This window comes from Spirulina sp. CS-785/01, assembly GCF_028330525.1.
Classification (GTDB): Bacteria; Cyanobacteriota; Cyanobacteriia; order Cyanobacteriales; family Spirulinaceae; genus JAQMSD01.
Genome location: NZ_JAQMSD010000342.1, coordinates 40,462 through 62,249, shown reverse-complemented (window position 1 = coordinate 62,249; position 21,788 = coordinate 40,462). Strand labels below are relative to the sequence as shown.

The window sequence follows — 21,788 nt, the reverse complement described above, 5'->3', positions numbered from 1 at the left end:
TTTGGAGTCGCCCTCACCCCCCAACCCCCTCTCCCAACCTTGGGAGAGGGGGAGAAAATGTCTCTCACAAGTGTCTGAAACAACGGTGTCTCGTTCTACAATTTCTCACCTTGACAGGGCTGGGTGGGCATTGCCCACCCTACAATTCTAGGCTAACGCCTCTTTTAACTGGGTTTTAGCTGTGTCTAAAGCCTCTGATAGCTTGCTGGCATCGCGGCCTCCCGCTTGGGCTAAATTGGGACGGCCACCGCCCCCTCCACCGCAAATTTTGGCAATTCCGCCGATGAATTTTCCGGCTTGGAGTTGCTTTTCTTGGTTCACTTTTGGACTAAAGGCCGCTACTAAACTGACCTTCCCTTCTGCGGGAATAGAGGCTAAAACAACCGCACTTTCGCCTAACTTTTGTTGTAACCGTTCGGCGGCAGTTTGTAAGGCTTTGCTGTCTAATTCTCCCATATTAGACACTAACACTTTATACTCGCCAACGGGTTCTGCTTCGGCTAAAAGTTGGTCGGATTTTGCTAAGGCTAACTCATTTTTAACCGTGTTCAGTTCCTTCTGAGTGGCCTTTAATTCCGCTTGTAATTTGTTGACCCGTTCGGTGACTGCTTCGGGTTGGACTTTGAAGCGATCGCTCAATTCCTTCACTACTTTATCCCGAACATTCAAATAATCCAACACAGCCGGGCCAGCCACCGCCTCAATACGACGGACTCCCGACGATATACCCGCTTCAGAAATAATCTTAAACGCGCCAATTTCGGCCGTATTCTTCACATGAGTTCCCCCGCAGAGTTCCATAGAAACCCCCGGAAAATCAATCACCCGCACCTCATCCGCATACTTTTCGCCGAACATTGCGATCGCACCCTTGGCCTTCGCCTCCTCCAACGGCATAATATCCGTCGTGGCATCGTGTGCTTCCGCAATCCAAGTATTAATTTGCGCCTCGACTTGTTCCAGTTCCTCCCCAGTCACCGGACGGGGTAAATTAAAATCAAAGCGCAAATGATCAAACGCAACCAACGAACCCGCTTGAGAAATAGACTCATCAACAATCTTCTTCAACGCCGCCTGTAACAAGTGCGTCGCGCTATGATTAGCTTGGGCCCGACGACGACAAGCGCGGTCAATGGTTGCATTCAGCGTATCGCCCACTTGCAACGTCCCCCGTTCCACGCGACCATAATGGATGAAAATCCCCGATTCTTTCTGGACATCCTCCACCCGGACCACCGAGGTATCCCCACTCAAAAATCCCTTATCGCCAATTTGTCCCCCAGACTCCGCATAGAAGGGGGTTTGGTTAAGGACAATTTGCACTTCTGTTCCTGCTTCCGCTTGCTCAACCCCTTGACCGTTCACTAAAACTGCCTCTACTTTAGCCGTAGAGTGGGGGTCAGTATAGCCTAAAAACTCCGTCGGATGGATTTTTTCCGCGAGTTTATCTAAACTTTCCTGTACCGTCAGATCGATAGTTTCGTGGGCCGCTTGCGACGTAGCAATTTGTTCCTCCATCGCTGCATTAAACCCAGCAATATCCACCGTTAACCCGTATTCTGCGGCAATTTCTTGGGTTAACTCTAAGGGGAAACCATAGGTATCATAGAGTTTGAACGCATCTCTCCCCGGAATTACGGTTTTTTTGGCCTTTTGTACCGCTTCGATGACTTCGGCCAGTAATTTCTCCCCGCGTTCCAAGGTTTTCAGGAATTGGGACTCCTCCCGTTGTAACTCTGCTTTGATCACCGCTTCTCGTTCTCTGGTGTTGGGATAAGCGTCCTCTGAGAGTTGTATGGCGGTTTCGGCTACTTTTGGGGTAAACTCCCCTGCAATGCCTAATAAGCGGCCATGACGCACCACACGGCGAATGAGACGACGTAAGACATAACCGCGATCGCTATTCGAGGCAATAATACCATCGGCAATCATGTGAACCACAGCGCGAACATGATCCCCAATCACTTTTAACGAGACTTTCTGACTCTCATCCGCTTTTTTATATTCAATTCCCGCAATTTCCGCCGCCGTGTCAATAATGGGAAGAATGAGATCAGTCTCGTAATTATTGGGAACGTCTTGTAAAATTTGCGCCATCCGTTCCAACCCCATCCCCGTATCAATATTTTGCTTTTCTAGGGGGGTGAGATTCCCGTCTGCATCCCGGTTATACTGCATGAAGACGAGGTTATAGTATTCAATAAACCGGGTATCGTCTTCTAGGTCAATGTCCTTATCGCCCCGTTCTGGGTGGAAATCATAGTAAATTTCCGAACAGGGGCCACAGGGTCCTGTGGGGCCAGATTTCCAGAAGTTGTCTTCCTCTCCCATGCGTTGGATGCGATGTTCGGGGACTCCAATTTGATCTCGCCAAATGGCAAACGCTTCATCATCTTCTTTATAGACACTCGGATAAAGACGGTCTGCGGGGAGTCCGAATACTTCCGTCGAGAGTTCCCAAGACCAGGCAATGGCCTCCTCTTTAAAATAGTCCCCAAAACTGAAATTCCCCAACATCTCGAAAAAGGTGTGGTGGCGTGCCGTGCGTCCCACATTTTCGATATCATTGGTGCGAATACATTTCTGGGACGTTGTTGCGCGATCGCAAGGGGCTTTCCGTTGTCCCAAAAATATCGGCTTAAAGGGTAACATCCCTGCAATAGTCAGAAGAACCGTGGGGTCTTCGGGAACAAGGGAAGCACTGGGTAAGATTTTATGCTGCTTCTGTTCATAGAACTCCAAGAACTTCTGACGAATCTCATTCCCAGAGAGAGATTGTAGGGTAGGGGTTTTGCTTTTTTTAGGTTTAGCGGGTTTAGCCATAGGAGCGTAACGTTAACGATATTACTAGAGCTTGCTTTGTTTCATTGTGACACGAAGGCTTAGGGGTTGTGGTATCAGACCAACCAAAGGAGGTGACAGGACACCCAGTAACCTCCCAAAGTCTGTCTTCCCCTCCTTCGGTACAATCAATCTAGACCCCTATCCAAAGAACCGCCATGACTCCCATCGTTGAAATAAGTGAAACCGGAACATTGCAACTCCCAAAGGAGTTTGTCCAACTCCTATCCCCTCATACTCGTTTTCGGGTAGAACTAGAAAACGAAAACCGTCTAATTTTATCTCCTCTACCTCCCGAACAACCCTTTTGGGCTACAGCAAGTCCAGAAGAACGAGTGAAACATTGGCAGCAGTGGGTACGAAGTCATAATAATAAAAATAGTCCCAATTTATCTGATGAAGCCTTACGACGAGAAAACATCTACGAGTAATGGAAAAATATTTACTAGATACTAATATTTTACTCAGGAGTAGTGATGCTAACTCATCGTTGCAAGCAATAGCTGAGAGAGCAGTCAGCCAACTTCTCAGACAAAATCACCAAATCCTATAAATTGTGAGCAACGGTAGAAATGATCAAAAATCAATTTCAATTACTTCAACTTTATTTTTATCGGGATCAAAACAATTAAAGTATCTTCTCCCGTATCTTTGCTTGGTTTCTATTTTTTGATCAGGATCATACTTTTCTATATTTCTATATGCCGCTTCTAAATCCTGTACTTCAATATAAATTTCATGGGATGAAAATTGCTGATTATTCAAATTTAATTGCACTAAGACAATCCCACTAAATGTTACTAGCGTATCAGTTTCTTTATCCACTTTCAAGCCAAATACTTGTTCGTAAAATGTTTTAGATTTTTGAAGATCAATAACAGGAATTCTAACTGCTAATCGAATAGCATTGACTGATTCAAATTTTATATCTTGATTTTTATCTTTTTTATTAGATAAATGTAGTTTATTTTGGGATTCTACTGGCTTAAAATCAGAGATACGTTTTCTGAATAGTTTAGTAATATATAAAAGTTGATGATCTTTAGTATCTAGCATCCAAGACGTTGCTACCGTACTTTGAGATAACGGTTGATGTTGAATTATTCTAATAATTATTGCTTGACGTTGATCGGGTAAAATAACTGAATTTCTTTCTTGTGAACTTTGCAAAGTTTCCAAGAAATTATCAATATCTTTTTTCGTAATTAGTGGATAATCCATACAATGCTCAGGGACTTGTATATGTTTGAGCAATAGTTCAGGAATGTAACTGAGATATTGAGCGTCCTGTATCTGATTAGATAACTCTCCTAACCATTCGATTCCTTTAATTGCACCTAAAATTCCTCCAGTCATAGAAGCCAGAGTATCAGTATCACTCCCTTGAGAAAAGGCAGCTAATTTTAAACCATTGATCGGTTCAACAGCATAACTAGAAGCCAGAAAAATTGAGGCAATAGAAGTGATTGTGCCTGATCCTTTTTCTTTTCCAAAACATCCTATTTTTTCTAATATAGCTTTCTCAATAGAAAGCGCACCTTGACTTAAACCCTCTTGTGCTATTTGTAACAACTGTTGAATTTCTTCGATAGTCTTTTCCCATTGATTTTTATACTCAGCAGAATTGAAGTTTGCTATTTTTGGCATGATTGGATGATGGTCTGGAAACTTAGACCAAACTTCACTTTCTAATATTACTCTTTGGATAAGTTCACCGTATGGTAAAGTATCTTGCTTCTTTAAGGCTAACCAAACAGCATATCCATAAACTAAACCACCTAACAAAGCTCTAGGATGACCATGGGTTGCAATACCATTTAAAATAATATTTTGGGCAATCGACTGAAAATTATCTTCATTCATACCCCATATACAATGAGGTAAAATTCGCATTGCTACTCCATTGCCACCCGCTTCAAAGTAGCGATCTTTCTTGTCAGACAACCAAGGGGGTGTCCCTTCTAACCAAGATTTAACTGCTCGCTTAGTTGCACCACCACCACCTCGCTCATATTTTGTCCAAAGTGGTAGCTCTCGTTGGGTAAAATGACCATACCATTTTTCTCCATACAGGAGACTTCTGGCAGTGCATAAAAGGAGTTGTGTATCATCGCTATATTCTCCTGCACGAATTAACTCTTCATAGGGAAAATAGCGGTTGCCTGAACGACGTTTCCATTCTTGGAATACAGCTTTTTGGATTTCTTGATTCTTTGGGGGTGGATCCAGTCGTTTTTTAGGGAATTCTTGCGGCCATCCCAGTGCATCCCCAACTGCTGCACCCACTAATGCTCCTTTCGCTTTAGTGAGTGGTGATAATTGATTATGATACTGACACTGTTTCATCTTTTATACCTCGTTTGCTTTCCAAGGTGTTTCTTGGGGTCGCTGGCCTTTTCTGATGAATTGACTTAATTCACGTTTTTTAAATAGAGTGGGTGCTATTACGAAATTTAACTGATCTGGGTTAACTCCTAATAGCTCAAGTCGTGCTGCTTCGTTTTTAGCTTGGGTTTCTGTAGGAACTGCGATCGCTACAATATCACGACTAGCAATTTGGTCAGGGATCAGTACCTCTGCTTGATCATCGGTGGGACAACACGCTAAATGCCGAAAATTACGAGTTCTGGTTTTTCCAGATTTTCCAAGAACGGAATTGGCAAACAGAGACAAAAAACCTTGCTCTCCTGCAATTATATTCCTCCCATATCTAGAGGCCGCATTGCGTGGACAAAAACGAGTCCCTTGTTCCCAAAGATAACTTGAATTGATGAAAAGAACAACCCAGTCTCGAAAGATGGTATCCTTGGCTCGTGCGCAATCAAAATACCAAGCATTAGGATACTCGATTGAACAACAAATATATCCTTCATGTTGATCGAGTCGTTCTAAATCGGTTTGAGTAAAAACATTCCGTTCATCTTCTTGGAGTTTCTGAGTGGCTAAAATGCCAGTTTCACCTGTCAGAATATGAACTAAATTACGGGATGGTGTGAAATGGCATAAACGAGTAATTCCCCGTTTTTTGACTTCATTGTGAATAATATTCATACCTATTGAGAATGTTGCAAAATACGATAAAGATTAGGATTTAATGGTAATAACTCAGTCAATTCTTGATGATAAGTAATTAATAAACGACTTTTTGCACGAGTCACTCCGACATAAAGTAAACGTCCATCTCTACTCATTGCTTCGGTTTCTCCAAAAGTTTCTACAATTTGAGGGTCTGGCAATCGCTGTTTATTACAAAACGGTAAAATCACTAAATCAAATTCTAACCCCTTGGCAGAATGATATGTGCCATAATAAATTTTTGGGGAATTCAGTTCCAATCTTTGCATTTTTTTATGCAATTGCACACTTTCTGGTAAATATCTTCGACTTGTAATAGCTTGTTTTATCTGTTTTTCATCTTTGCGATCGCGACATAAAATTGCCACAGTTTCAGACTGTTTAATAATTTGAATAGCTTGCTGAACTACTAGCGAAATTTCATCTATACGAGAATTACATTTAACAATTGTAGGTAATGGGCCATCGGCACTTGGGGACTGAGGTTCAACTAAGTCAGGAACACCTCTAAAATAAGACATTTGAGCTATTGCTAAACTTAATTGAGCAATTTGTTTAGAGTTTCTATAATTTTCTTCAAATTCCCAAATCTCTGAATCGGAAACATTGAGTCCTGCACTTCGCCAAGAAATACGATGTCCATAAATCTGTTGTGCTATATCTCCAAAGAAGGTTAAAGAACCATCAGCAGGAATTGCGAGTGATAAAGAACGAATCATCTCTGGGGAAAAGTCCTGTCCTTCATCAATAATAATATGTTTGTAACGTCTTGTACTGGTATCTTCTTCTAATTCTTGACAGACAGTTGTTGCAATATTGTCCCAATCATATTGATAATTACTATCAGATAAAAGTTCCTGATATTGTTGATAAGCAAGAAACAAGAAATCTCTATATTGTGGTAATATACGAGTCCCTAAAAATTGATCGCTCTCAATCCTTTGATAGTTTTCTAATGTCAAAATTCCCTGCTGTGACATCCAGCGAAATTCATCTTCAAAAAAACTAACGGGTTTATCAACCAATGGATGGTCTGCAAAGTGATTTTTTATTTTTTGAAGTGCTTGTTCAATTAATTTAAGTTTTTGTGTATTATCAAGGATAGAATTTCGAGATATTTTTCTTCGAGAAGCAAGATAGCCTCTCGCAAATCTATGATAATTTTCGATAACTACATTATTTAATTTTTTTTCTCTCTTTTGTAGAGATTGTAAATAAGTTACTAAAGTACGATTGAAAGTCACTAATAACGTTTTACCTCTATGCTCAGTTCTAGGATTAGATAAATAGGCTGCTCTGAGAATCGCTAATGTTGTTTTACCACTTCCCGCAGTTCCCAGTACAACAAAGTGTCCTTGGGATGGTAGATATAAAACTTCTTTTTGACGACCTTGAGGTGTAGGGAGAGGCATAGTTACTCATAGACATCAGAATATTAGCTCTATTGTACCCTTAACCCTTACCGTATCACCCCTACTCCTCCCAGTTTTCTAGAGGATCATCCTCCTCTCGATAACGAGGCCGATGGGGTTTGTCCGGTTGACTCCCTCTCCTCCGTAAGAGAAGGGGGAGGACTCCCTCTAAGAGTCACCCCACCCCGACTGAAAAGGACAAAAACACCCCAAAGGGGAGTTCTACGGACTCAAATGCGAAAAAGCGGAGGGACACCAGTTGGATATTCTGAATGGAGAGGGTTGCGACAAGTGCTAACAATACAATGTCTTACTACAAGAGGCCGCAGAAGCAGCAGAGTATAATCAAGGATAGATAATAGTTGATAGTCTTCAATGGAACTGCTTCAAGATGAGCAAGAGATCAAGCTACTCTGTAAGGAGTTTGTCAACTTGCAAGTACAATTACTGGAGAGGTTTGGAGAACAGGTTTCAGACGTGAATCCTCAATGGCCGCTTTTAGATTGTCCCAAAAACGGCGAAATTATAGCGTGTGGGGAAGTCTGGACATTTCAGCGACATGGTACAGGGATTTGCTTCACAGGTAAAACATCAGGACGTATCATTGATGCTCATGATGAAGTCTTCACCCATCCCCAAAAGATCGACAGTTGGCGGTTTTCACAATATCTTGAGTCTCTGGGACTGCAAAAAATTAAAATAAATGGAGACTGGATAGATATTCTTGAGGATGAGGAGGTATTAGCGTGTTATCTCTCTACTCTCAGTCCAGAATAAACACCGTCTCCCCCTCTCTTAACGGGGTTTGGCAAAATCAAGGGTTAACGTCTGGAATAACTTATACCATAGGTGTAGTTAATCCCAACGTAACATCGAGTTTAGACGATCCTGCCATGAGCAGTAACGAAGACCAAGTTGGACAAGCCTTACGACTTCTCTCTCAAGGGTTATATCCCTATGTGGAACAACAAATGAAAGCAGTTTACCGAAATAATTGGCTTTCACAAGCGCAAGACTGCGTATCTCACAAACAATTACCGAAACAAGACATCCAAAAAACGCTACAAGAAGATGTATCTGTATTATTGACTGTTGTTAACTGTGAATGGGATTCAATTAAGAAAAAAGCAGACTTTTCACGTGCAGAGCGAGGATTAGTCGATGAATTGATTGATGTCCGTAATAAATGGGCGCATCAAAAGAGCTTTTCTAATGAAGATACCTATCGTGCTTTAGATAGCATAACTCGTTTATTACAAGCAATTGATGCAACAGAAGCGCAGAAAGCTGAAAAATATAAGCAAGTTGCGCTCAAGTCTCTCTTAAAAGAACAGTCTAAACCGTCTCAACGCTCTCAAACCCCCAAAGAAAAGCAACTCAGACAAGCATTACAAGAACTATTACAAAAAGCTCCCTTTAACAATGTAGAGCTTTTAGATTTAGCTCTTACTCGCACGTCCTATCTCTACGAAAATCCAAAAGCGGCACAAGGAGATAATGAACAATTGGAGTTTTTAGGGGATTCGGTCTTAAATTTTTTAGCCGGAGATTATCTCTATAATCAATCCTTGGACTATTCAGAGCAGGAATTAACAGAATATCGTTCTTTAATGGTGCGAAATTCCCAGTTAGCTAAATTCGCTCATCAACTCAATTTAATTCAATGGGTCAAACGAGGTAAAGGAGAAAAACAAGATAACAATGACGAATCTTTACTTAGCAATGTATTTGAAGCCCTGATTGGTGCATATTATCTAGATTCAGGAGTTGAAGCGGTGAAGGACTTTTTAGAGCCGTTTTTTGAGTCAGTGCAGCAAACAGCAGAGAATTTATCAACTTCATCCAATTCTATTTCACAAGGTAACGGAGGGAAAGATTACAAAAATATATTACAAACTTGGGCAGCTAAAAAATACCAAGCTAAACCTGAGTATATCATTTTACAGGAGTCAGGGCAAGATCATGCTAAAGAATTTAAGTTTCAAGTAAAAGTTAAAAATAAAAATTATGGTCGAGGAAGTGGAACAAGCAAAAAAGAAGCTCAAAAACAAGCAGCCTATGATGCTTGTAAGCGGTTACAATTAATTTAATTGTCAGTATTTAGGGTGACTAGATGAGTCCCCTAAATATTTCTAATTATCCCCCTCTTATCTCCCTTAAAATGGGGGATAATAGAGGATACTTCACTGTCAGCATTCAGATATTGTTGATCTAGTAAGTTAACCCCTGACAATGTAACGGCTATTTAAGTTCCTCGTTGGTCTTTGAACCCGTTTTTAACAGGTTTAACCCAAGGATTATTAAGGTGACTCCTCCCAGTTTTCTAGGAGATCATCCTCCTCTCGGTAACGAGGCCGACGGGGTTTGTCCGGTTGACTCCCTCTCCTCCGTAAGAGAAGGGGGAGGACTCCCCCTAAGAGTAACCCCACCCCCACCGAAAAGGACAACAACACCCCCAAAGGGAGTTCCACTGACTCAAAGACGAAAAAGCGGAGGGACACCAGTTGGATATTCTGAATGGAGAGGGTTGCGACAACCACCAACCATGCAGCAATGATCCCAGATGTGACTAAATTGACGATCGCATTCATAATTCCCAAGCAAAGACCACCCTCCCATTGTCCGCTCTGTAAAACTTACTCAAACTTAACCATTTGATGTTCACTTCCTACCTTGGATCTTCGGAGACCTTTCCATCAGTAGGCTTACAAGCCTGAGCTATGCTCGTATGTATCGAAAAGCAAAAAAATAGCTTTCCAATTATGGTGAGGCTTCTAACTTCTCACTGGCTACAGAGCTTATCCCTCGCCTGTGGCACGTCTATCAAACGCCAGATAGCTTATTGCTGGAGGGGGTATCTTCTTTCGGCGACGGTGAAAAGACCGTTGACTATTGGTATCAATCTATCATAATGATGAAGTTTAAGCAAGTTTTTGAACACTGCTATGAACCCCCATTGCCCTTGAACCCATAAGCATCAGCTAGACAAACCCTAGCAAAATGTTAAATTAAGGAGCAGAGCTTATACCATTAGCTGTAAAATCCCCCGTTATTTGCCTAAATATAAGAAAAAGCCGGAGTTGTAACCGTGAATATCACCGAAAACACTAACGTCAACAGCTTACACAGCGAAATTGCTCGACTCAAAGACGACTTGCAAATGCGGGACCAACTGGTGCAACAGTTGTCGCAAGAACTTTTCCGCTTAGTCAAAGGAAACAACCAGTTAACTCCCCAACCCGAAGTCTCCGAACGTCACAAAGCAGAGATGCGGATGATGCGGGAACAATTACAGGAAGTCGAGGAACAAGTCACCTTCTATCAACAGCAAATTGCTGGACGGGACCAAGAAATCTATCAACTGCGTCAGTCGGTCCAAGAATACAGCGATCGCAATCGTATGTTAGAACAAGCCTTACAAGAACTCCCCCAAATCTATCGTCGCAAATTCGAGGAACGCATGGTCCCCGTCCAAGAAAAAATCGAACAACTGCAACGGGAAAACCGACAACTCCACGTGGAATTGCAAAGCGTCAGTTACCGTCTGGCCGTCAAAACCCGTCGCACCACCAACAAAGTGGACCTCCCCGAATTCTCCCGTGGCCTCTCTGGGCCCATCCCCAGTTTCGGGTCAATGTAACCCCAAACTCACCCCTCAAACAACTCCAGGGAGGTTATCTCAAACCTCCCTCTCTCTGTGTCCTCTGTGTCTCTGTGGTTCAAAAATGCAAAAACTCCTCCTCATCACCGACACCCCAAACAATAACCCCCTCGTCACGGCCTTTCAAAAAACCCTAACCCCCCAAACCCAAGTCCAAGTGGTGACTCCCACCACCTCCGTTAACCCCGATGCCGTTTACTCCCCCCTCACCTTCAACCTCCCCCACATAACCCCCCTCTTTATGGCCTGTCGAAACGTAGAATCCCTGCGAGACTGGGTACAGACGCACCTCAACTATAATACCGGAAAGGGACAATATTGGTTGCCCATGGTCTTAACCGCTAAAGGGCCCCTCTATGGGGAAGTCATCCAACAAACTGGGGACACCTATCAACAACCCTTCCATCTCCCGGACCAACAACGACAACCCCTCTATCATCTAGGTTACGAGTTACTCAACCATCTCAACGCTTCCCCGGCAGTATATAGCCTACAATTTAACCTAGCGGGAGACGAAATTATTTTCGATCGCGTATTTCCCTTCCCCCACCCCAGCAGCATTGCCTCCCTCGGCATTCAGTCCCCCGATCTGCTAACCTGTCATTGGCTCTGTTTAACCCAACAACCCATCCTAGATTTAATCATTAATCCCCATTCGTAGTACAGTTGGTAGTGAAGGCTTTAACCTGCCAAAAATCACATTCATAGTGAAGGCTGTAGCCTTCAAACCTCCCAACATGACAAACACCCAAAACATCCCCAAAAATAGCTTCCCCCTCTCCCAACTCCCAGGGATACCCCAAGAAATAACCGATAAATGTGCAGCGTCAAACCTCACCCACACCCACACACTGCTACAACACTGTACCACCCCCAAAGCGATCGAAACCCTTGCTAATCAATTACAAATTCCTACCCCTCAGTTAAAGAAATGGGTCGTTATGGCCAATTTAGCCCAGCTTGAGAGTGTCGGATGTGAGTATTGTGGCCTGCTTCTCCATGCGGGAATTATTTCCCCCTCCCAACTGGCCCAAACCTCCTTTCCCCGTCTCCATCAGCAAATTATTCGCTTTCAGGTGGCCACTACCCGACGGCGGGATTTAGCCCCCTCGCTGCAAACTGTGCAACAATGGGTTAAGGAAGCGCGATCGCTGGTTCAGCAGTCTTAATCCTATCCATAAGTTAGCTTGGTCATATAGTGACTAAATGGTGTTGTATGAGTACCGATGAGCAGGAAAATTACACCCCTTCAGAAACTATTTACTTAGAATTTTCCCACGAGAAATCCCATAAATTCTATGAGGTGACAGTGCAAGGGACCGGAGTCACCCTTCGCTATGGCCGCATTGGGACAACTGGCCGCTCATCTCGCAAAACTTATGCAACCGTTGAGGAAGCACAGGCCCAAGCGACTCAAAAAATCAACGAAAAGCTGCAAAAAGGGTACACCCGGCCCACAATAACAACAACAGAGACAGCAACAGAGACAGCAACAGAGACAACAACAGAGACAACAACAGAGACAGCAACAGAGACAACAACAGAGACAACAACAGAGACAACAACAGAAAAGACAGAAACCGACCATCCGACGGTGACTCCACCCCCTTCTCAACCCGCACTTCCTCCCCCTTCCCCTTCCTTGCTGAATGTTTCACCTATTGCCCCTCCCCGCGTGGCCAAAGCACATCTCCGCCAAACCACCTATCCCCTTGGGTTTCACCTGCGCGAGTTAAAGTATCGTAGCACAACTTTTTCTTTGCCGCGATCGCCGCTTTGTTTAGAAATGGTCGGCACATTCAAAAACCTCTCCCAAAGCAGTTTTACCCTCACCTTATCAGCCCAAGACGATACCGCCTATCGCTTGCGTTTTCGCCCCAGTGAAGGGCAAATGGTACAGTCGAGTGGGGCATTCGGCCAGAAACCTAGCGAGAAACCCGTCCCTCTCCCCAAAACCCTCACCTCCCAGCAACTCTTTCAACTGGTACTGGTGATAACGGCTCAAGGGGATTTTATCTTGTATCTGAATAATCAACCCTTCCCGTACACCCCCCAATATCGCCCCACCCAGCCCATTAACAAAGGGATACTCAATTATGACACCGCAGCCATCCATCTACAATTGTTGAGAGTATTAGAAAAACGGGGGGCTGATCAACAGACAAGTTATTCTAAACAGACAGTAGCCTCACCACAAACATCAACTGAGCCACCCCTAGAAGCCCCTAGGACACCGCCCAACCCCTTAGAGATACCAGACTTCCTACAGGAGTTACCGCCCCGCTTTGAGCCGTTGAGAGCGCATCTAGAAGCCCACTTAATCCCTTATATTAAATTTTCCATGACCCGAGTAGGGCAACCCACCCAAATTAACCGCACCATTGATTGGTGTGATGACCCCCTCCACCTGTGGCAAAGTAAAATTGGCGGTCATCCCTATTTACCTAAAGGGAGGAGTTATCCTGCCGACTCTAAAACTGGCCAGATGATGATGTTTTTGATGCAGATTAACTGTGGAGAGTTGCCCATTATCGAGGGACTCAACTTACCCCGTCAAGGACTCCTAGAATTTTATATCGGCTTAAATGTTCCTATGGGCAAACTCAGTCCCGAACAACACCGCGTCCTCTACTTTCCCGAAATTTCTCAAGAGCAAAATGACTTAATTACCGACTTTAGCTTTCTAGCAGAAACAGCGAGGGCTTTAGAATGGTATGACGACGTTTACACTTTAACTTTTTCCCCACAGCAAGATGTGTTCTGGTATGCTCGTCAAGAGTTGGATGCGTCCTTAGAGATGCCCCAAGACTTGCGAAACCTTTGGGATGACTTTGATGACTGGATTTATGACTATGAGACGCACTGTGCTTGTGAGAGGGGGCGTATCAATAAATTGGGGGGCTATCCAGAAACTCATTCTATTGTAGCAGAAATCCTAGAAGGGGCAAGGGGACGGTTGTTGCTGGAACTTCAACCTGAATTTAATTGTTCTGACAACTTTTATTTTTTTATTGAAGACCAAGACTTAGAAAACGCCTATTTTAATAATATTGAAGCCTATTTTCTCCGCTATTGAGTAATGATGTTTAGTTACCTGCTTCTCCTACTTTTAGTTGCCCCGTTGCTTGTTTCGGGGGCTATTGCCTATTTGTACAGTCAATCCCTTTTTTCGCTGGTGGGGGTGGTGCTAGGGGCAGCTTTTGGGGCAATTTTCATTCTCATCTCAGGGGTTTCTTGGCTCTACACCCTGCAACGAGAGTGGATGGAATCTCAGGCTGTCGGTTTTGTTTTTCTGCCTGTGATTTTGCCCTTTTATGCTTATACAGGCGCGATCGCAGGTGCAAGTTTAATGGCCATTCTCTCCTGTTACGGTCATAGAATACCCTTCCTGTTTCAAATGGTTGCCATGGGGGTTACGATCGGGTTAAGTGGCTTAATTCCGGCGACCATGACCACCTGGCCCAATTCTACAACAACCCACCCAGAACCCAGGTATAACAACAACCTTGTCATTATACCCATGTTGGCCATAGGGGTTGGAGTTGCCAGTGCTGGGGTTGCCAGTACCCTAGCCTATACATTAGCCTATTTTCTAGTCGCCCCTGGAGATAGAATAATATAAACTTATTTAAAAATCCCCAAAAATTGATATATTCTATTGAAATTGCAAAAGTTACAAAACGTAACCCCAACAAATAACCAAATCGAGCAACGAGCTTGCGTTCTTTGAGGCATTCCTGTAGAATAGAATTCCATTCTAAAATTAATATAATTCCTGCGGGTATTAGTACCCCCACCCCTCAACCCTTCCTCAACCCCCCATCACTCCGTCCCCCATACCCAGACAAAGACTATTCCACAGGCAAAGCCAAACACAAACTTTATAACCTCCCCCAAACAGGAGACTTGACAAAACAGCAAAGATATGTAGCGAGTCCTGAACCATCCTTTCCCTCCCAACGTAGAAAAAGTATTACATATTACTTCAAAACCGCCTCCTCCGTAAAACTACTCGCTATGATGAAGATCACAAAGATATTTTATTTTCATCACCCCGAACTTTGGTTGCAATCACGGAGACCTCTGTACAACTTCACACCTTGTCGGGGTAAGCATCACGGTAGGCAACTGGGAAACGAGAGAAGATAGAAACATCAGGAGAGGAGTTATACAGGTTATGTTCAGAGCAATTAAAATTCGTCCGGTTCTTTCTACATTAGCAGCCACCATCGTTGCCTTGGGGATGAGTGTTAGTGCCAGTCCCAGTTTAGCATCCGACGACGTGGCCCGCGTAGAACAGCAACCCAAAACCCTCAGCACCAACCTTCCCGATGGGACCTATCTCTACGGAGAGTCCCCCGAAGCTGGCCAAATTGGCGCATTTTACCTCGTCTTCACTGTAGAAGATAATAACGTCATTGGCGCATTTTATCAGCCTCGTTCCTCCTTTGACTGCTTTGTAGGGACTCCCCAAGAGGGACAACTTGCTTTAACCGTGACAGATAGTTATACTCAAGAACAATATACCCACGCCATTGCTATTGAAAACGCAGCGTTAATTGCCTCTACTGAAACTGTTAACGCCAATAACTTCAGCTTAGAGGGATTACACCGTCTCGACGAACTCAGCGAAATGGATAACCAAATTTTAGAAACCTGTCAAAATGATTTAGCCGATGAGCATGAGCAATAAGACGGGCTGACAAGGTAGAATGATGACGGCTCATCGGTGTAGTGTATTGTAGTCAAGTAGAATGTCCCTCTCTCCCGTCTTGAGTGGGGTTAAACCGAAAAAGTAGTCCGCTATCCATTTATCCCCAACCCCTATGACACTCCCCATTTACGAAGAAATTAAACAATTCTATGATGCGTCTAGTGGGTTATGGGAGCAAATTTGGGGAGAACATATGCACCACGGCTATTACGGGAAGTCGGGGAGATATAAAATTGAACGCAGACAAGCGCAAATTTTGCTGATGCAGGAATTATTGGCTTGGTCTGGGGTGACATCGGCCCAAAATATTGTAGATGTGGGTTGTGGTATTGGGGGAAGTACCCTCTATTTGGCGAAACAATTTCAGGCGGAGGCCACAGGAATTACCCTCAGTCCGGTACAATGTGAGAGAGCGAAGGAACGGGCAAAAGCAGCGAATTTAAGCGAGCAGGTAACGTTTCAGGTGGCCAATGCTCTGGAGATGCCCTTCCCTGATGCAAGTTTTGATTTAGTCTGGTCCCTGGAGAGTGGGGAGCATATGCCCGATAAAGGCAAGTTTCTGCAAAACTGTTATCGGGTGTTACAACCAGGAGGCCGCTTTATTTTGGCTACTTGGTGTCATCGGCCTACAGAGATGTTACCCTTGAGTGAGGCCGAAAAACGTCATTTAGAGGAGATTTATCGCGTGTATCATCTCCCCTATGTTATCTCACTTTCTGGATATCGCGCGATCGCGCAAAACTGCGGCTTCCAAAACCTGCGCGTTGATGACTGGTCTAGCGCAGTCGCCCCCTTTTGGGATATCGTCATAGAATCGGCCCTTAACCCCCAAGCCTGGGTCCAACTCTTCCAAAGCGGATGGGATACCATCCAAGGAGCATTATCCCTAGGGTTAATGAGTCAAGGATATCAGAAAGGGTTAGTCCAGTTTGGAGTCCTCACCGCAACCAAACCCCATTGAAGCAACTAACCCTTTTTTGGAAACCCATATAAGAGGGCAAACCTTACCCCCTTGTAAGGCCTGCACGTGAACCAATGAACAAAACGCAACCGTAGAATCACGTAACTTTACACCCCAAAAAACTCCGTAATTCTACGGATTTCTTGTGACGTAAAGAAAAAAATACCGGAATCTACGAATTTACCCTGTTGGTTCTGTGCAAAAATAACCAGTCCAAAAATAACCAGTCCAAAAATAACCAGTCCAAAAATAACCAATTGTGACTCAACTTTTCGAGAACCACCTAAACACATTCACTGAATGAATTCCCCTCAAAAAAAGACCTTAAATTACGCAAAATGTAGGACTTTATTTTCAGGTATCCTTCTAATATAGCATTAAAATAAAAATAGGGGTGCGCACAGACCAACAACTCAATAGCCTTGGTATCATAAACCATGAAACTCTCCGCTAGTCACTCATTAAGTCTCGCGTTTCTGGGTTGGCTCGGAGCTAATACTGTCCCATTAGTCGCCCACCCCCAAACCGTTACCCCAGCCCCAGACGGGACAGGTACAACTATCAATGTACAAGGACAAACCCTAGAAATTCAAGGGGGAACACTCTCCCAAGATGGGGCCAACCTTTTTCATAGTTTCCAACAGTTCGGCCTCTCCCCCGAACAAGTCGCCAATTTTCTTTCTTCACCAGAAATTAATAACATTTTAGCCCGCGTCATTGGGGGCGACCCATCCTCAATTAACGGCTTAATTCAAGTCATCGGAGGCCAGAGCAACTTATACCTCATGAACCCCGCAGGCATTGTCTTTGGCAACAATGCCCGTCTCAACGTCCCCGGAGACTTTCTCGCCACCACCGCCACCGGAATAGGCTTTGCCAACGGTCATTGGTTCAACGCCTGGGGGGACAATGACTATCAAACCTTAATCGGCACACCGAGCCAATTTGCCTTTGATCTCAACCAACCATCCCCCATCATCAACGCCGGAGAATTAAGCGTTACCCCAGACCAAAATATCACCCTCCTAGGGGGAACAGTCCTCAATACAGGCAAAATAAGCGCACCTGGGGGCAATATTACCCTCACCGCCGTCCCCAACACCTCCCGCGTCCGTCTCTCCCAAGACGGCCACCTCCTCAGCCTCGAAATAGAACCCCCCAGAAACCTCAACGGAGAAGTTATCCCCGTCACCCCCCTCGACTTACCCACCCTCCTCACCGGAAGCGACATCAACCCCCCAGATATTCCCCTCCCCGAAGACGCGGGAACAACCCTCGTTTCCGGGACATTAGACAGCCAAGGGACAACCGGAGGAGAAATTAACCTGTTAGGGGAACAAGTGGGACTGGTGGGGGCAAATATTAACGCCTCTGGACTCAACGGAGGGGGAGTAGTTCGCATAGGAGGGGACTACCAAGGCCAAGGTAATATCCCCAACGCCACCCAAACCTATATTAGTCCCAACTCCAGCATAACCGCCGATGCCCTAGACGGGGGAGATGCAGGCCGAGTCCTGGTTTGGGCTGATGACACCACCCGCTTTTACGGAGACATAACCGCCAGAGGCAGTGCCACCCAAACCAACTCCGACGGGGGGTTTGTAGAAGTGAGTGGCAAGGAAACCCTTATATTTCGCGGCCATGTGGACACCTCTGCCCCCTTGGGAGAGGCCGGACAACTGTTACTCGACCCCAACAACATTACCATTGAAAACAATGCCACCGACCCCGGTACAGTGGGAGATGGCCTTTGGGACTATACCGAAAACCCCGGAGATCAAACTATTGGGGTTGATACCCTAGAAACCTTATTAGCCAGTAGTTCTGTCACCCTACAAGCCAATGATAGTATCACTTGGGATGCAGACGCTCACCTCGACTATGACGGCATTGGGACGGGGAGAAGCCTCACCTTAGAAGCCAAAAATGATATTACGTTCAATGGACAAATTTTCGATTCTGTGGCGGGTGGGGATGGTCTGAGTGTTATTTTTAATGCCAATACCGATAATACTGGCGGCACTATTGGCTTCACTGCGGGTTCAGTGATCTCCACCAACGGCGGTGATATTATTATGGGGGGAGGAAACGACCCCACCGCCAACCCTGCAACCAACCCAGGTGGGCTTGTTACCAATGCCAATGGTATTAACTTAAATGACACGACCTTAAATGCGGGAAGCGGTAATATTTCCCTACGCGGCCAAGGGGGAAATGCCTTTGTTAATGCCCACGGGGTTAATATTGTCAACTCCCAACTGACCACCACGGGAACAGGACAAGTTTTTATTGAGGGTCAAGGGGGAAGTACAAACAATGATAGTGGAGTGCATTTACGCGATGGGACGACTATCAGCACGGAACAAGGGGATATTATTCTCAATGGTCAAGGGGGGGATAATGCCGGGTTTAACTACGGGGTGTGGCTACGCAGTGCCGGAACATCTCTCACCACCCAAACTGGAACGGTGCGTCTTACGGGGACGGGGGGGACGGGAACAGCCAACAACCAAGGCATTCGTCTCAACAATGGGGCCCAAATTAATGCCACCCATGGTAATGTTGCCCTAGAAGGCAGTAGCCCTAGTAATTTGGGCATTACAGTAGAGGATAGCATCCTACAAGGGGAACAGGCTCTCAGCCTCACAGCCGATGAAATTGACCTCACGGGAACAAGCCAACTCACGGGCAGTGGTACGCTGACCGTTAAGCCTCTCTCTCCGACTCAAACTATGACCTTGGGGGGGACGGTGGCGGATAATACCCTTAACTTAGATGCTAATGATTTAGCTAGGGTGCAAAATGGCTTTGGTGAGAGAATATTGGGACAAAATAGTAGTCCCCTTACGTTTGCTGAAGATATGACGTTTGTGGACCCTGTAAGGTTGCGGGGAGCGTCCATCAACACGGCAGGTTATACGCTTACGGGGGCGGATGACGCAACGATTACCCTTAATGCTCAACAAAATATTATTACCCAAGATATTCTTAATTCGGGGCGTGGGGTGAGTTTAACCAGTCAAAGCGGAACGATTACTACAGGAAATATTAACACTGAGAATGCTACTACAGGGGGCAATATTAGTCTCACTGCCCCTGGGAATATCCAAGTACAAACTCTCAACAGTCAAGGGGGACAACAAGGTGGCACAATAGCCGTCACCACAGAGCAATTTTTCCAAGGGGTGGGAACATTCACTGATCAAAAGGGAGTCCTGGCCAGTTTATCCAGTGCAGGGGGGACTCAGGGGGGGAATTTAACCCTCCGCCATGGTGGGGCAGGTATTACGCCATTTCGGGTGGGAGATGCCTCTGTAAACGGCACAATGGCGGCAGTGACTACGGGAGAAGTGACGCTTAACCCGTTGCAAGATTTCCTTTACACCTATCAAACGGGTAATCTCGGCATTATTAGTGTGGCTGCACCTATTCCTCCTCTTCCTCCGAGTCCTTCCCCTTCTCCCTCTCCTGGAAAAACTCCTGTTTCTTCTCCTCCTCCTGGGAGTCCATTTACCCCGGACTTGCCCAATTTTAACCCCATTGATTTTCACTTTGCAGCCAATTTTGTCTTCAATACCCCTTGGGACTTAATCACTAGCCAACAGTCCGGAGAAGCTGCATTACAAGCCTTTGAAGCGAAATTAAACGGTCAGTTTGCGGACTATTTCACGTCTAGCGCGGCCAATAAAGCTCTTTCGGAGTCGGGAGGGTTTCGTAATTTCTTTGGTGCGTCTGAGGAAGACGATGAGCGAGTGAATTTAACGCTTGTTAACTTGCAAGAGCGTCTCCGAGAGGTGACTGAGGCCACGGGGCAAAAACCAGCGATGATTTACGCGCTGTTTGTGCCGTTGTTTGAGGTGGATGATGCCGCCAACCCTCCTCCTAATGCGGTGCATCAGTTATATTTACTGTTGATTACGGCGGAGGGGAAACCGAAACTCCATCAAGTCCCGGTGAGTCAAGAAATGGCGGTGAAGGTGGCCCGACAGTTTCGCCGCACGGTGACGAATGCCCATCGAGAGGATTATTTGGGCCCTGGCCAAAAACTTTATGATTGGTTGGTTGCGCCCATTGAGGAGACTTTAGAGGAGTATGAGATTACTCATCTGACTTATTTGTTGGATGAGGGACTGCGGTTAATTCCTCTGGCGGCGTTATATGATGGGGAGCAGTTTTTAATTGAACGTTATAGTGTTTCGCTGATGCCGAGTTTAGCTCTGGCGGATTTGAGTTATGCTGATGTTCGAGAGATGAATGTGTTGGCCATGGGGATGGATGAGTTTGAGAAGACGGAAAATAGTGATTTGCCTCCCCTTCCGGCGGTGTCGATGGAGTTGGATGTTTTAACGAATGAGTTGTGGCCGGGTGAGTCTTATTTGAATGAGGGGTTTACGCAACAACGGTTAATTGAGGCCCGTCAGGATAAGCCTTATGGGATTGTCCATTTGGCGACTCATGGGACATTTCGCTCTGGGAGTCCCCAGGATTCTTATATTCAATTGGGCGATCGCACGTTAAGTCTAGATGAATTACGGGAGTTAAGTTTACATAATCCGAAGGTGGAGTTATTAGTGTTAAGTGCCTGTCGAACTGCGATCGGTAGTGCGGAAGCGGAGTTAGGGTTTGCCGGGTTAGCGGTGATGGCAGGGGTCAAATCAGCGTTAGGCAGTCTTTGGTATTCTAATGATGCGGGGACTATGGGGTTAATGACGACGTTTTATGAGTTTCTCGATGAGTCTCCTATTAAAGCTCAAGCCTTACGAGAGTCTCAGTTAGCAATGATGCGGGGGGAGGTTGTGTTTGAGGATGAGATGTTAGTTACTCCCCAAGGCCGTTTCCCGTTAACGCCGGAGTTGGCGGAGTTAGGGGATTTAGCGTTTACGCATCCCTATTTTTGGAGTGCGTTTACTTTGGTGGGCACTCCTTGGTAGATGATCAGTGATCAGTAAGCTGTTCATCATCTAAACTCAAACATTAAGAAGTCCAGAAATCCTGTAGTGCGACCATCTTGGTCGCTACGGTATCCCAATTTCAATGGGTAATAGTATATGCCTTGGGTTAAAACCCAAGGCTAATAGCTGAAACCCGTTAAAACGGGTTGATCGACTTCTGAGATGGCCTTGG

General features: G+C 45.1%; 17 protein-coding genes. 11 read left to right on the top strand and 6 right to left on the bottom strand.

The window, feature by feature from the left end:
- Positions 1-147: 147 nt before the first annotated feature.
- Positions 148-2,823, bottom strand: a complete 2,676-nt coding sequence (gene alaS / locus PN462_RS22750; protein WP_272131150.1) for an alanine--tRNA ligase — start codon at positions 2,821-2,823, stop codon at positions 148-150.
- A gap of 176 nt (positions 2,824-2,999) precedes the next feature.
- Here alaS and PN462_RS22745 point away from each other — a divergent pair, with 176 nt between their 5' ends.
- Positions 3,000-3,272 carry a hypothetical protein gene (locus PN462_RS22745; protein WP_272131148.1) on the top strand — a complete coding sequence of 91 codons (273 nt, stop codon included), beginning with the start codon at positions 3,000-3,002 and terminating at the stop codon, positions 3,270-3,272.
- 145 nt (positions 3,273-3,417) lie between these two features.
- On the opposite strand, the gene PN462_RS22740 is transcribed toward PN462_RS22745, so the two are convergent.
- From PN462_RS22740 to PN462_RS22725, 4 genes are all read right to left on the bottom strand, one after another.
- Entirely contained in the window at positions 3,418-5,187 is a 1,770-nt protein-coding gene (locus PN462_RS22740; RefSeq protein WP_272131147.1) for an ADP-ribosylglycohydrolase family protein, read from the bottom strand.
- 3 nt (positions 5,188-5,190) lie between these two features.
- On the bottom strand, positions 5,191-5,892 hold the full coding sequence (locus PN462_RS22735) for a DarT ssDNA thymidine ADP-ribosyltransferase family protein (protein ID WP_272131146.1): 702 nt from the start codon (positions 5,890-5,892) through the stop codon (positions 5,191-5,193).
- A 2-nt stretch (positions 5,893-5,894) separates the two neighbouring features.
- Positions 5,895-7,328 (bottom strand): 3'-5' exonuclease, encoded by a 1,434-nt coding sequence (locus PN462_RS22730; RefSeq protein ID WP_272131145.1) that lies wholly within the window; start codon positions 7,326-7,328, stop codon positions 5,895-5,897.
- A 175-nt stretch (positions 7,329-7,503) separates the two neighbouring features.
- Positions 7,504-7,629 (bottom strand): hypothetical protein, encoded by a 126-nt coding sequence (locus PN462_RS22725; protein WP_272131144.1) that lies wholly within the window; start codon positions 7,627-7,629, stop codon positions 7,504-7,506.
- A 74-nt stretch (positions 7,630-7,703) separates the two neighbouring features.
- On the opposite strand from PN462_RS22725, the gene PN462_RS22720 reads away from it, so the two are divergent.
- Entirely contained in the window at positions 7,704-8,105 is a 402-nt protein-coding gene (locus PN462_RS22720) for a DUF6896 domain-containing protein (protein WP_272131143.1), read from the top strand.
- Between the two features lie 116 nt (positions 8,106-8,221).
- Positions 8,222-9,418, top strand: coding sequence for a ribonuclease III (gene rnc / locus PN462_RS22715; protein ID WP_272131142.1), 1,197 nt, complete (start codon positions 8,222-8,224; stop codon positions 9,416-9,418).
- A 210-nt stretch (positions 9,419-9,628) separates the two neighbouring features.
- Here rnc and PN462_RS22710 read toward each other — a convergent pair whose 3' ends face one another.
- Positions 9,629-9,919: a lipopolysaccharide assembly protein LapA domain-containing protein gene (locus PN462_RS22710; RefSeq protein WP_272131141.1), complete on the bottom strand. Its 291-nt coding sequence runs from the start codon at positions 9,917-9,919 to the stop codon at positions 9,629-9,631.
- A 497-nt stretch (positions 9,920-10,416) separates the two neighbouring features.
- Here PN462_RS22710 and PN462_RS22705 point away from each other — a divergent pair, with 497 nt between their 5' ends.
- The 8 genes from PN462_RS22705 to PN462_RS22670 all read left to right on the top strand — a co-directional run bounded on the left by PN462_RS22705 (position 10,417) and on the right by PN462_RS22670 (position 21,595).
- Positions 10,417-10,968 (top strand): Npun_F5560 family protein, encoded by a 552-nt coding sequence (locus PN462_RS22705; RefSeq protein WP_272131140.1) that lies wholly within the window; start codon positions 10,417-10,419, stop codon positions 10,966-10,968.
- Between the two features lie 85 nt (positions 10,969-11,053).
- A complete protein-coding gene (locus PN462_RS22700) occupies positions 11,054-11,650 on the top strand; it encodes a hypothetical protein (protein WP_272131139.1) in 597 nt (198 codons plus the stop codon).
- Positions 11,651-11,726: 76 nt separating this feature from the next.
- On the top strand, positions 11,727-12,158 hold the full coding sequence (locus PN462_RS22695; protein WP_272131138.1) for a DUF4332 domain-containing protein: 432 nt from the start codon (positions 11,727-11,729) through the stop codon (positions 12,156-12,158).
- A 47-nt stretch (positions 12,159-12,205) separates the two neighbouring features.
- A complete protein-coding gene (locus tag PN462_RS22690) occupies positions 12,206-14,065 on the top strand; it encodes a DUF1963 domain-containing protein (RefSeq protein WP_272131136.1) in 1,860 nt (619 codons plus the stop codon).
- A 3-nt stretch (positions 14,066-14,068) separates the two neighbouring features.
- Entirely contained in the window at positions 14,069-14,611 is a 543-nt protein-coding gene (locus PN462_RS22685; protein ID WP_272131134.1) for a hypothetical protein, read from the top strand.
- Between the two features lie 555 nt (positions 14,612-15,166).
- Positions 15,167-15,682, top strand: coding sequence for a hypothetical protein (locus PN462_RS22680; protein WP_272131133.1), 516 nt, complete (start codon positions 15,167-15,169; stop codon positions 15,680-15,682).
- A gap of 133 nt (positions 15,683-15,815) precedes the next feature.
- On the top strand, positions 15,816-16,664 hold the full coding sequence (locus tag PN462_RS22675; protein WP_272131132.1) for a methyltransferase domain-containing protein: 849 nt from the start codon (positions 15,816-15,818) through the stop codon (positions 16,662-16,664).
- Between the two features lie 437 nt (positions 16,665-17,101).
- Positions 17,102-21,595 carry a CHAT domain-containing protein gene (locus PN462_RS22670; protein WP_272131131.1) on the top strand — a complete coding sequence of 1,498 codons (4,494 nt, stop codon included), beginning with the start codon at positions 17,102-17,104 and terminating at the stop codon, positions 21,593-21,595.
- Positions 21,596-21,788 lie beyond the last annotated feature (193 nt).